The following is a 13,734-nucleotide window of genomic DNA, read 5'->3' as shown; positions in this document are numbered from 1 at the left end:
GTCTTCTGCCTTGTTGAGGAATTTACGCAAATCGGATCACTTCTTCTACTTGATTTAAATGAGCAGTATCCCCCTTTAGTTCTAGCAACCATTCTGGGCCTTGAAGCACAACCTTGACTAAAGAACATAAGGAAGCTTTAACTTCAGTTTTGGCAACCTCACCAACTAACCCCATTGCCGCTCCTAGCACAGAAGCACCGTGTGCTACCAGTAATATATGCTCTGGAAAGAATTCTGCTGCTAGACATCTAGCAGTTTGTCCTGAACGTGCGCGTACTTGCTCATGTGTTTCGGGGTATTTGGCCGCAATACGCGGTGTGTAGCTAGGATCAATCCGGGGAAATAGTTCTTTTAACGCTAGAACAGAAAGTCTTTCTGGTTCTTCTGTCATCCATTCAGGATTTAGCCATTCGCTCAAGCCTGTTTCTAATTTGATGGATAAATCCAAGGTTTCAGCCACAGCATTGGCTGTTTGCACCGTTCGTAAAAAGGGAGAAGCAAAAATATGGGTAATTTTCTCGGTTTTCAAACGTTGGGCTAATTGTTTTGCCTGCACGAAACCATCATCAGATAAAGGCGGATCGTAGCGTCGTTCGGCGGTGAGGAACCAATCAGGATTTACAAAGTCGAGGCGGTTGGCGTGTCTTGCGATCCAGACTATTTGACTCATGGGTTTTTTACGGCAAATAAAGTTCACACCTATAGAAAAATAGGAGTGCTAAAAGACGGTTGCAAACCCAATATTATGACAAATTTTGTAATGTTTTGTAATAGTTAAATATTATACTAAGTATAGATTACTACTATTGATATACTACTTCCGCTTAACATTGATCAATAGCCAACTACATCCAGACAGATAAAATTAATACCTCCGGCGAGAGAGGGCATTGCATCTCAGCATCTATTAACCTGCAAATAATAGAACCTTTCAGCCGGAACAGCTAAGACTCCTTAGCTGTTTTTATTTTTTCTCTTGATGCTGCTGAATGAATATTGCACAGCCAAAAGTTAAACGATCGCACCTATCTCCATCGTTTGTGGTCAATTAGAGACCATTTATAAAGTAAATATGAGGAATTTCATTTTTACTTTATAAATCATCTCTGACTATCTTCTTTCTGAGGAACCGACCTTAAAACTGGTAAGAAATCCTATACCCGTACTAGGTTAAACCATTGTTGTATATAGTTGTTTTTTAAAATAAGTGCGATAGAGTTCGCAACGAGGTAGGATGCGATCGCCCTCAAAACAAATCAATCCTAAACTTTCGAGTTTATAAGCATCGACAGGATCAAGCGTCAAGCTTCCTGGTTGTGTTACAAGTTCAGTATATGTTTTGACTAAATGAGGATTGCTTTGCAGTTTAATCCAGTGTCGCCATAGGTGATGACGATAGATACCACCATTAGCGATCGCCTCTCTAATCAAATCTGGGAGAGTGAGAGTACAAGAGGCCAGATGATACAAGGCTAATTGAATCAAAGCCGGATGACCACCAACCAGAGACATCAATTGAGCAGATTCTTGACCAGGACTCCAGTCTAACTCGTATTTTCTGGCTAAATCTTCTACCTGTGTTTGAGTAAATTCGTTTAAACGGATTGGTAAGCCAATATTAAATGGTGAACGATTAATATCTAGAGAGATATATTGTTCTGTAGAGTAAACCACTACTAATCTCAGCTTTTGCCAATTCTGATTTTGCCGTGCTTCTTCGCACCAAGAACGCAACAAAGCAAAAAATTCTTGAGTAATATGAGGATAGTCAAAAAAGCGATCAACATCGCTCAACACCAAAACTATGGGACTGTCACTTTGTTGGAGAATATACTTTTGTAAGTAAAAGCTACAGCTTAACTTATAACCAATTTCTTCATCCCATTCGTTATCAAGATTAGGCTCAATGTCTAATTGTTGGGCAATTTTCCAACAAAGACAACGCAAAAGCTTATTTAAATCAGTCAAACAATGATCATCAATTTGATGGCAATTTACATTAACTGTGCGATATCTTTTTCGGTTAGCAAAAGCTAAAAGACGAAGCACTAGAGAACTTTTTCCCATTTGTCTAGGAGCGCGAATCCGAATTACACAGCCTGGTCGAGTAATTTCTCGATAAACTACTTCTTCTATTGGTGGACGGTCGATATATAAAGGAGAATCTAGAGCAATCGGCCCATCTGGGTATGACCAATGGTTTTCTATTTTGTAAGTAGAAAATTGAGAAGAATTATCTTTTGGTGTATATGAATATTTTGACAAAAAGTCTAAGGCTTCTGTTTTGTTTTCTCCATTTAAAACTGTGTAATCTTCTTCTCGTAATTTTAGATTAAAAGCACTAAAGCACAATTTAAGAGTTTTTTGATCTACACCTTTACTTAAAGACCATAATCGGGTCAAAGTTTTAGTAGAAATATTGATTTGTCTGCTAAGTTCTTCTAGGGTTAAACGATATCCTTGATTTTTGATAACTTCCCAAGATATAATCGCCTCTTGTAAACGTTGTATCCCGGTGGAAGTTAGTACAACGCCTCTTCTTCTCTTAGTTTTATGTTCCTGTAAATTCATAGGTTTTGTAGCAAAATTTTTGGCGTACATAAAATCTAGTAGATAAATTGTGATGGTTGATTTATGCCGAGAATTTGAGGGAAACAATTTATTCTAGTTGTGTATGATTGCTAATAACCTAGTATTTATTTTGTGTAACTTTTTTTAATTGTGAAGAGTTATTTAGCAAAGTAATTGTATATAGTTCACAATCTGTTAGATAGTAGGAGATAATAAGACTTTTTATTGATTATTTTTTAAACCACAGATTCGCATTCAGGCTGCACACTCCACCCTAAAGCACGCGTGATTTGATCTGGTAAAGTTAAGGGATTAAAGGGTTTAGCAATGGCCTCAACTACACCAAGCTGCTGAAGTTGTTGTGATGTAAACCAATCTGCAAGTACACTCAAAAGAATTACTGGAATTAATTTAGCTGAGTGTCTTTCATGAAATCTGTACAAGAATGTAGTAATGTCCATACCTGGCATAACAACATCAAGTAAGATGGCATCGGGACATTCTATCTCTAGTTGTTGAAGGGCTGCTTGGGCTGAAGCAGCTGTTATGACCTTCCATCCGACCAAATCATTTAAACAAATTTGCACCAGTTCTCGAATAGTCGGTTCATCATCAATTAACAATATTGTCTTGATTGTCATACTGAAAAAGCTGGACGGAATGAATTCAGCTTAAATCAAGAAAATAAGAAACTGATAAGAATGTCATTCGTCAATGGTCATTATTCCTCTATTCTCTACTCTTAACTTCCATAACTATTCTCTCCAGTCAAGCATTTGAGCTATTTGTTCACAAATTAGTATTGGATTAAATGGTTTATTGATAACGCCGGCTATTTGCAATTGGGCAAAGCGCTTGTAATCATCTGGTAATACTTTAGCTGTGAGCAAAATTATAGGAATTTCGTGGGTTTTGGGGTTCGCTTTAATTTGCTTGTAAAATTGAAAGCCATCCATGTCAGGCATTGATACATCAAGGAGAATTACATCTAAAGCATCATCTTGGGCTTGTAAAAGTCCTTCATGACCTGATGGGGCGGATATTGTCTCCCAGCCACCCAAATCTTCTAAGCATGTGCAGGCTAGATCTCGAAGTGATTCTTCATCATCGATAACAAGAATGCGTTTGCTCATAGTTCTTTTACCGATATTGGCAAAGTGAAATAAAATGTACTGCCTTCGCCAAGGGTACTTTCTGCCCAAATACTATCATTGTGTTGTTGAATAATACTTTGACAAATTGCCAAGCCTAGACCTGTTCCGCCTTTAGCATGAGCATCAGAAATATCTACTTGCTGAAAACGTTCAAATATGGTTTCTAGTTTATCGGCAGGAATACCTCTACCTTGGTCTTTGACTGCAAAAAGCACCCATTCTGCTTGAGTTTGGGTAGATAAGGTAATCTCTGAGTTACGGGGAGAGAACTTGATGGCGTTGCTTAATAAATTAGTTAAGGTTTGGATAATTAAATCGAAGGAAGCCCAAACGCAAGCATTAGTATGATTAATAAAGATTTTTATCTCAGCGGCCAGGGCGATTGATTGTAATCCCTCCACGGCTCGGTGCATTAAATCTGCGACATTGCTATTTACTGAATGCTGAGAATTTTGCAATGATATATGACTCACTAAACCTGTTGTTCCCCCAGTTAAAATCACAAAGGAAACTGTGAGGATCAGCCGTAAGGAAATTTTCAGCTTTTGATTGTGAGTTTGTTTTTTCCCAAAAAGATTGGAGAGCCTCACCTTTGCATCCTCCGCTTTTAAGTTTGGAGTTTTTGCTGTACACGAGAACGATCAATCCGGCTGATGACACGATTGATTAAGTCAGTCTCGACCACAGGTTTACCAATAAAGTCATCGGCTCCAGCTGCCAATACTCGTTGAACTGATTTTATATCTGTATGGGCAGTGACTACTAAAATTGGCAAATTTCCCCAATGCGGATCTTGTCGGACTACCCGACACAAGTCAGTACCACTATATGTCGGCATTTCTAAATCAATTATCAATAAGTCAGGAGTTGTAGAAACAAGTGCTTCCCAAAACTTTTGGGGATTGTCTAAGGTTTTGACTTGTAGTCCCCACGATTGCAGAAGATTGCTCAATATTTCCAACATCATTGGATCATCATCTAGAATCATCACTTTGGCTGCACTAGCTGGAGATTGGGGTAATACTTGGGTAATTACTTGAAATACTTCAGCAGTAGTCGGTGTGGTGAGAAATCCCTGAATTCCCAAACGAGCTACAGCGACTCGCTGTGTCAGATTATCTTGCTCTGCTATGACGAAAATTGGTGTAGTAGGAAACTGTTGTTTGAGTTTATTCAGCGATTTTAAACTCTTTGGCATCGATGTTTGCTCATTTAAATAGAGTAAAATCACCTTGGGCAGTTGAGAAACTTGTTGCTGAACACTCTCCCAATTCCCAGCTACTTCTATCTCCATTCCCCAATTTGCAGCTTCGGTTTTCAGTTGGTAAGTAAAAGATTCATCATGGATAGCCAGCACCAAAGGAAGTTTCATCGGTGTAAATTGCTCAACGGTTACGGGTTTGGGAGGTTGAGTGAGTGTTTCTTTGATTTGACCAATTAGTTGTGATAGTTGAACCGCATCCTTTGAAGTTAAATTTTTATCCGTAATTAGTAAATGTTCAATAGCTTGGGCGAACTTTGAGCCTGTTGCGTAGCCAAAAGAGCCTAGTGTTCCAGCTAGTTTGTGTGCTTCGTTACTAGTTTGCTGCCGTAATTCAGGCGACAATAATCCTTTATGTAAAGCTTGTTCAGCCTGCTCTAGCAAACTTACTCGTTGGATAAATGTATCTTTGTGGCGTTCTATGGCTTTGTTGATTGAAGCGATCGCTGCTAGTTTGTTTGTCTGTTTAGTTTGCGGCGGAGTCTTGAGCCGATAACCCAAGCCATAAACTGTTTCCAGTAATTCGGCAGACATTCCCACAGTTTTCAGTTTTTGGCGTAAGTCTTTAATTAAATTAGTGACAGCCCCTTCACTGGGTGAAGCATCTATTGACCAGAGGCGATCAATAATTTCACTGCGGCTAAATACACGCTGTGGATGGCGCAAAAACAGCCCTAGTAAACTATATTCCTTGGGGCTTAAAGATATAAGTTGTCCTTGATAGGTAACTTCTGCTGAGACAGTATTGATGCAGAGATTTTCCCAACTCAGCAAACTAGGCGTGAGTTCTGTCCGTCCGCGCCGCAGCAATGCTCTGATCCGAGCCAGCAACTCTGAGATATCGTAGGGTTTGGTGACATAATCATCTGCACCTGCATCCAAACCTTTCACCACATCAACACTGTGATCTTTCGCAGTCAGCAAAAGAATAGGTTTTTGCATCCCCTGAGCGCGAAGTTGTCGGCAAAGATTAATTCCGTCCAGTTTGGGAATCAGCAAATCTAACAATATCAAGTCAAAATTTGACAAGGTTGCTAAAGCTAATCCATTTTGACCATCTGTCGCCAGTTCAACTGTATAATACTCTGCTTTTAGAACCTCACTCAGTAAGGTCGCAGTTGGTAAATCGTCCTCTACCAGCAGAATTTTCACAACTTCTACTACTTACTAATCAATTATCCACATGATTTCAGTAAAACCAAAAACACTTAATCCTCAAAGAATTAAGCCCACACTGGAAACGTGCCTTATAATTTTTTGGCTATGACTTTATTTAGCAGACATTTTTTAAGATACATCTGTTTGCTTGATCAAGCAAGCCTAAATTGTCCAGAATGGAGATGTTGTATCTTTTTGGTTACAGAAAGCCTCCGGTGATGCGATCGCTTTGACTTTCTTATGCTGCTGCAATTACAGACACTTTTAGGATTATACAAGGTAATTTACGCAAATTTGTCATAAATCATCTCGGATACTGCGTACTTGCCCAGTATCGGCTTTTGCGGGAGTTTTTGAAAGTCTTTGCTCAAATCTTACATCATTCTCAATAACCGTAAGGTTAATATAGTTCCGTTAAATGCAGATTTAAATCATCTTTTATTGTGTTGAACAGCATCAGTGATATTGGATGCTAACCAATTTGGCTGAGGATAAACACTCACTTCTGTACTGAAAGTTTTATCGTGGTTTCACTTAGATAGTATCTATGAAAAGTGTGGTAATTTTTCGCTTTATTAATAGTTTTTAATATTGCTAAATTAACAATATGGCAGGTAAACGAGTTCAAAGAAAAACTAAGATATAACATCAAAATATCTGATTTTGCATTGGGTGATTCTCCGCTCCTAACATTTATGTTAGGAGCTTTATTTTTTTAAAAATACAAAATAAAATTTAATTTCTTTAAAAATATTGATAATTGTTAATTTAACAAAAATGAAAATATTAGAGATATAAAATAATCCCTAATATTTTCATTCATCAACAAGGTAAACAAATACTAACAATAGTTCCTTGATCGGGAGTGCTATTAATGGTAAATTCGCCTTGATATATTTTCACTATATGCTGCACAATAGCTAATCCTAAGCCAGAACCTTGTTGTTCATATAACTTTCTATTAAATTGAATAAATGCGCCAATCTTATCTATCTCTGCACCTGTCATTCCTTTACCATGATCAATCACATCTAATCTATATTGATAATCATTGACTTGACTCAACACTTCAATTTCACTATTTGGCAACGAAAATTTTAAGGCATTATCTATTAATTCTTCAATGATAATACTCAATTTTTCTTGTGGCATTTTCACAAGAGATTCGACTAATGATAACTTTAAATCTTTTTCTCTGTTTACTATTATCGCTTGCTTAAAACAAGCATCACTAATAACTGTTTTACTCAGGCAATTATCTATTTCTTCTTGAATTTGCCGAATTTTTTGGGGATTTCTAGCAATTAGTTCCAGATTACTATATAGTAAAAATCTTTGAGCTAATCTATGCAATCGATTGGCAGATGTATAAATGGATTCTACAATCTCAATTTCTTCTGATTCATTAATCATATCTGAATGCTCAATTAATAATTGAGACATACCAATAATACCATTTAAAGGTGTATTGATTTCATGTGGTAATGAGTGAATAATGTTCATTCTTAGTTCATCTAACTTAGCTTGAGATTGACGATCAGTCACAGCTTTTTTCTTGAGTCGTACAGAAATAGCATTGAGTAATTCTTCTGGGGTAAATGGTTTAGTCAAATAATCATCGGCTCCAAAGTCCATTCCCTGACGGAAATCTGAACGCTCTGCTTTTGCCGTCACAAATATTAAAGGAATATGGATAGTTGTTTCATTTTGACGCAGAGCAGATAGCACACTGTAGCCATCTAACTCAGGCATCATAATGTCACAGATAATTAAATCTGGTAATTGTGTTTGAGCAATTTCTAAGCCTATCTTGCCGTTTGGCGCAGACAAAGTTTCAAAATTAGAAAGTTGTAAAATTTCCAGGATATTCTCTCGAACTTGAGGTTCGTCTTCTATAATCAAAATTGTGTTCATCTACGATTTAGAAAGATAAATTATTGCTTTTGGGAATAGAATGACAACCCTAATAACATTAAAAATATATACTTATTGAAATAGAGCAATTAAGAAATAGGCTACTCTTTACTTACTATGATGTAGTAAATTGAATTTTTGCAAAATCTTGGCATTTTCTGGTGTTAATAATGCTTGTAAATTTTTCATTTCATTCAAAAGCATTATTTCCCGATCGTACTCTTCTTGTAAAATCTTCAAGTAGCGATCGCGTTCATTATCTGATTGCACCTGCCTCAGCATATACACTGCCATATTAATATTAGAAAGAGGATTACCTAAATCTTGCAAGAGTTTTTCTAAAACCTCATGACGCATATCTGCTAATTGTTTTGTTTCTTCAATTTTTTGTTGGTTGGACTGAATTTCGTGTTTCAGCTTGATATTTTGTTGACGTTCTTGTTCATACTTTTGTTTCATTAAATTTGGCTTTGCTACCCGTGCCAATCTCATCTCAATTGCCTTCAAAAGTTCCTCCGGAGAAAAAGGTTTTGTGATGTAATCATCGGCTCCTAATTCCATGCCTTGACGTAAGTCACCACGCTCGACTTTTGCAGTCAACATAATTACAGGAATAGAATCAGTTTCTGGGTCTTTCCTTAATGTTTTGAGTACACCATAGCCATCTAAATCAGGCATCATAATGTCACAGCATATCAAGTCTGGCTTTTCTGATTTAGCAAGACGTAATCCATCTAAGCCATTATTGGCAGAAATGGTTTGAAAATCAGACAAACTTAAAATCTGCTGGATGTTGGAACAGATTTGAATTTCATCTTCAATTACTAATATTTTTGGATTCATTAATTTGCTTAAAACATGAATTATATCTACACAGTTGCTTCATACCCATAAAAATAGAAGAACCATTATGAGAAAATTTGCCAAATTAGCATTGAGCAACTTAGACTTACAGCATTTCACAAAAATCCTGAGATCAATTCTTCGGTTTTTGATTCTTTTCACCTGCTCCTTGCTAACCTGTGGCCTATTTGTATCAAACTTCAAGTGAAACAGTATTAGTTCCACATAGAATCTCTTTGTTTATGTTTCCCAAAAATTATTTATGAGTAACATCTGGGATCTTCTAATTCACTGATGTGACAACCAGTGGTAGTTCTACCCTAAATGTTGTGCCAACTCCGACCTGACTGGCGATGGTAATTCTGCCTCTATGCAGGTCTACACATCGGTGAACTATTGCCAAGCCTAATCCTGTACCGGGGACATTACCAACATTACTAGCTCGGTAAAATGGCTCAAACAGGTTTTGCTGTTCTTCTGAAGAAATTCCAATACCCTGATCTTCAATCAGAAAAACAGCACTTTTATTTTGCATATATAAATCAATTTGAATATGACTGTTGTTTGGGGAGTATTTGACAGCATTGGAAAGCAAATTGCTTAAAATTTGCCGCAGCAGTTTTTTATCCATACGAGCCACGAAGTTATCGCTGGCGGAAGAACTATCTTGGGCTTGCAAGCAAAAAACTAAATTATGCTGAGGAGAACTGAGTTGAATTTCTTCTACTAAGGTATGGCAGAAACTTACTAAATCTAGAGAATTTGGCTCAAAGGCTAATTTTCCAGCTTCAGCTTTATTAATTAGCAAAATATCATCTAAAAGTTGAGTAGTGTGCTGTACGTAAGTTTGAATGCACTGGAGATGTTTTTGCTTTTGTTGCTCATCGAGTTTATGGCTAAAACTTTTTAATATCCCAGCAGAGGAAGCAATCACAGCCAAAGGAGTGCGGAACTCGTGGGATGTCATAGAAATAAACCGAGATTTTAACTCACTCAGTTCTTTTTCTTTTGCTAAAGCTTTGCAAATATCTGCCTCTGCTTTTTTGCGATCGCTAATATCACGACAGACACAAATTAGATCACCTTGTTCTGAAATCGTTAACGAAACTTCTTCTTCAAAATGACTGCCATCTTTTCTTTTAGCAATTGTTTCTCCTCTCCAATGTTTTTGCTGCATCAAAGTTGGAAAAATCTTTGTCTCAAAACGATGAAATTCTTCTTGCTCGTAGATTTCTGACCAACTTTTACCAATGAGTTCTTCGGGATGAGTATAGCCAAACATCTCTAGATGGGCTTGATTGACATAAGTGTAGATATTGCCACTTAATATCGCAATCCCATCTATGGAAGCTTCTACAGCGGCAAATTGACGTTTTAAATCTTCTTCGGCTTGTTTTTGATGGCGGATATCTTTAACTATGCCAACCGAATAAATTGGTTTACCAATTACATCTCGAATTAAAGAAACAGTCAAATTAATCCAAATTAGATAACCATTTTTATGTAAACACCGCTTTTCAATCGAAAATGTTTCTATCTCTCCTGAAATTAATTTTTGTAAATTCTTTTGATGATAGGGAATATCATCTATATAAGTCACATCCCTAAAGGTTTTATTCATGAGTTCTGCTTGGCTGTAACCCAAAAATTCGCACAATTGTTGATTAACCTTGAGAAACCGCCCATCTAAAGTTTCTAGTTTAATACCTACAGCTGCTTGATTAAAAATTGCTCTGAGTTCAGCTTCACTTTCTTGTAATTCTAAAGTACGTTGCTCAACCCTCGCCTCTAAATCTCGATTGAGTTGTTGTAAAGCTTCTTGTACTCTTTGTCTTTGAAGTTCGGCAGATGCTCTCGCCGCAAATACTCTCAAAATTCCCTCAAATTTATGGGGGTCAGGTATCCGCTTTTCATCTATTATGCAAAGTGAGCCAATTGGGTTGCCAAAATCATCACTTAAAACAACTCCCATCAAACTTTCAGCTGGCTTTGCAGCCCATCTTGCTTCTGTTGGGAACTGTTGCTGAATTCCCTCAGCACAGTAGTAATATCCTTGCTGGAGTACAATCTCACAAGGAGTTGATGTTGGGTCATAAGAAATATTGGGCTGTAACTTTCCATCAGACCAAAATCCTAAAGTGTGGATTTGCTCATCAATTAACTCACTTACCAAAGTGTGGCGGACATCCAAGGTAGAAGAAATATGCTCAACTAAAGCCGGGAAAAAGTCCTGTCCTGTTGTCGAAGCTGTACTTTCTATCAAACTTTGTAAAGCAATTTCCGTTTGTTTTCTTTCTGTAATATCTTCAGAAATACCAGTAATTCGGTAAGCTTCTCTCTGGTCATTTTTAATCGGAAAGGCACGGCTGCGAATCCAACGGATTGCACCATCGGGGCGGATAATCCGATACTCTTCATCTAATGCACCCTGCATTCGTTTAAATTTATTAGCAATAAATTTTTGGCGATCAATAGGATGGATAGAATTTATAAATATCTCATAGGATGTATACACTTCTTCTACAGGTCTGCCCCATATTTCTTCAAAAGCAGGGCTAACATAGACAATTTGGGAAAGATCATTTTGAATTTCTGTGATCCAAAGTGTACTTTTAATATTTTCTGTTAATAAGCGGAATTTTTGCTGACTCTCTCGCAAAGCAGCTTCAGCTTGTTTACGTTCTCGGAGTGCAGCTTGCTGTTCACTAATATCATTTGTGATGATGACCGCAGATGTAACTTGCTGCTCGTGCCAAATTGGGCCAATCTGAGAATGATAATATTTTAAATTTGCATTAGCGCCTAAAGCACGGGTTTCATAACTCACAACTTCTCCGTGAGCAAAAACCCGTTCTAAAGCAGAACGTTGAATCTCGCAGTCTTCAGGTAATATATAGTCATCTATACTAGTACCGACAACTTCCTCAAGGGATAAATGAGGTGTTTTTTGGTTGATAAAAGAGATTTTCCCCTCAGCATTAACCACTGTTACTATGCTGGGTGTACTTTTTAAGACAGAACGCAACATAGCTTCCGATTCCGCTAAAGCCATTTCTGCTTGCTTGCGTTCTGTAATGTCTATACCGACAGCAACAGCAGCAGTGTTTTGTTGATATTTTTGGGCTATGAGTAGGTATTTGCGTGTGATACCGTTAATTTGGGTATCAACAACGCCAGAATCGGCAGCATCTTGCCTATCGAGAAAGCAGCGCATAAACTCAGTAAATTGTGGGCTGTTTTGCAGAAACCCTAATTCTTGACCTATAAAGTCTTCGGCATTTAAATTAAAACTCTCAGCTAAATGCTGATTTACGCCTAAATAATAGCCATCAGCGCTGACCCAAGAAACAAACCCAGGTACAGCATCTAAAACTGTTTGTAATTGTTCTTTGGCTTGTTGGAGATTTTTTTCAGCCTGTTTGTATTCTGTGATGTCCTCAGAAATACACAATAAATATTCTGGTTTTTTGTCTTTGTCATAAAGTGGAATTTTAGTGGTATGTAAAATTCTGCGGCCTAGCTTGGGCGTGTCTATAGGTTCTTCGGCGATGTCTTGGGGTATACCACTGGCTAAAGCTACTTCGTCGGTTAGGCGAGAAAGTTCTAGTTGTGCTTTAGGGAAGAATTCGTCATCTGTTTTGCCAATAGCTTGCTCGGCTGTGATGCCAAATAGATGTTCGCAGGTATGATTCCAGAGTTTGAATTTGCCCAAATTTTCGGGTTTGGCATCTTTGACAAAGACCGCAACTGGCAGATTGTTAATCATTGACTGGAGAAAATTCCGCGTCTGCTGAAGTTCCTCTTGGGCTTGACGGCTTTGGGTGATATCGATACCTGTACAGACAATACAGTGAATTTCGTTATCTTGATTGAGTAAGACTTTGTTTGACCAAGAAATTAAGCGGCGATCGCTATCCTTATTGATTAAAATAGTTTCGTAACGTTGGGGAAATTCCCTAACTGCTAAATTTTGAAAAATATCTTGCAGACATTCTGTGATTTCAGGTAACACCAGTACATCCCAAACCGCTTTTCCTTTAGCCGCCTCAAATGCGTAACCTGTAGCTTGTTCGCAAGTATGATTGAAGCGAATAATTCTGCCTTGGTTATCTAATACAACCACTAAAGCATCTGTGAGATTAAAAATGGTAGAAATAAAATTACGCTCCAAGCGCAATTCGGCCTCGATGCGTTGGCGTTCTGCTAGTTTAACTCGCGCATAATTGTAGAGTCCTGCTTGTTGAATAGTAACTGCCAAAAGACTCGTAGGTGTTACTAATCCAATCAATTCCCCTTTTTCCCCGATAATAGGCAGATGACAAATGCGATATTTCCGCAGCAAATTTAATGCAGTAAAAACATCTTTAAAATCTTCTATCTTCAGTGTTACTAATTCTCTCGTCATGACTTCAGCAACACTGATACCTTCCAGATTCATTTTTTCTGCTGTTATTTTAATTAAATCTCGCTGGGTGAGAATTCCCACCAAATGTGAGTTATCTATGACAAGAACACAACTGGCAACTTGAGATGTAATATTCTCTATATCTTTACTATCTTTATTTAAATTAGGTAATGAATTAGTATTTTGGCTGGGCAACCCCTTAAAATTACTTTGCGCTTCATTGATTAATGCAATCACATCTGGAAGCAGCATCTCAGAGTTAACTATGAGAGGTTGACGGATGATAGTTTGGTGTAGATTATCAGGGCTGTGATAGTTAAGAAGCATTATGTAGATATTTGGAACAAGATAGATGATTTAAGACAAGGTATCAATAATATCTTGGTCTATAAATTTTTAATACACCTCAGTGTTTTCTATGATAAAAA

9 protein-coding genes are annotated in these 13,734 nt (G+C 37.5%); all 9 read right to left on the bottom strand.

The window, feature by feature from the left end; all coding sequences use genetic code 11:
* Window positions 1-22 precede the first annotated feature (22 nt).
* Entirely contained in the window at window positions 23-670 is a 648-nt protein-coding gene (locus NCWK1_RS10440) for a histidine phosphatase family protein (protein ID WP_103124664.1), read from the bottom strand.
* A gap of 500 nt (window positions 671-1,170) precedes the next feature.
* Complete coding sequence (locus NCWK1_RS10435; protein ID WP_103124759.1) at window positions 1,171-2,571, bottom strand: AAA-like domain-containing protein; 1,401 nt, start codon at window positions 2,569-2,571, stop codon at window positions 1,171-1,173.
* Between the two features lie 236 nt (window positions 2,572-2,807).
* Window positions 2,808-3,212, bottom strand: a complete 405-nt coding sequence (locus tag NCWK1_RS10430) for a response regulator (protein ID WP_096575368.1) — start codon at window positions 3,210-3,212, stop codon at window positions 2,808-2,810.
* Window positions 3,213-3,326: 114 nt separating this feature from the next.
* A complete protein-coding gene (locus tag NCWK1_RS10425) occupies window positions 3,327-3,704 on the bottom strand; it encodes a response regulator (RefSeq protein ID WP_096575366.1) in 378 nt (125 codons plus the stop codon).
* The gene (locus NCWK1_RS10420; protein ID WP_245894874.1) at window positions 3,701-4,315 is read right to left on the bottom strand and encodes a sensor histidine kinase; all 615 of its coding nucleotides are present in this window, start codon (window positions 4,313-4,315) and stop codon (window positions 3,701-3,703) included. The genes NCWK1_RS10425 and NCWK1_RS10420 overlap by 4 nt, the downstream gene beginning before the upstream one ends.
* Before the next feature lie 17 nt (window positions 4,316-4,332).
* A complete protein-coding gene (locus NCWK1_RS10415; RefSeq protein WP_096575364.1) occupies window positions 4,333-6,138 on the bottom strand; it encodes a response regulator in 1,806 nt (601 codons plus the stop codon).
* Window positions 6,139-6,966: 828 nt separating this feature from the next.
* A complete protein-coding gene (locus NCWK1_RS10410; RefSeq protein WP_103124663.1) occupies window positions 6,967-8,058 on the bottom strand; it encodes a hybrid sensor histidine kinase/response regulator in 1,092 nt (363 codons plus the stop codon).
* 108 nt (window positions 8,059-8,166) lie between these two features.
* Window positions 8,167-8,901 carry an ATP-binding response regulator gene (locus NCWK1_RS10405; RefSeq protein ID WP_103124662.1) on the bottom strand — a complete coding sequence of 245 codons (735 nt, stop codon included), beginning with the start codon at window positions 8,899-8,901 and terminating at the stop codon, window positions 8,167-8,169.
* Between the two features lie 283 nt (window positions 8,902-9,184).
* On the bottom strand, window positions 9,185-13,633 hold the full coding sequence (locus tag NCWK1_RS10400; protein ID WP_103124661.1) for a PAS domain S-box protein: 4,449 nt from the start codon (window positions 13,631-13,633) through the stop codon (window positions 9,185-9,187).
* Window positions 13,634-13,734 lie beyond the last annotated feature (101 nt).

Source organism: Nostoc cycadae WK-1 (genome assembly GCF_002897135.1).
Classification (GTDB): domain Bacteria; phylum Cyanobacteriota; class Cyanobacteriia; order Cyanobacteriales; family Nostocaceae; genus Nostoc_B.
The sequence above is the reverse complement of the archived record's forward strand: the minus strand, read 5'-3'. Positions and strand labels throughout refer to the sequence as shown.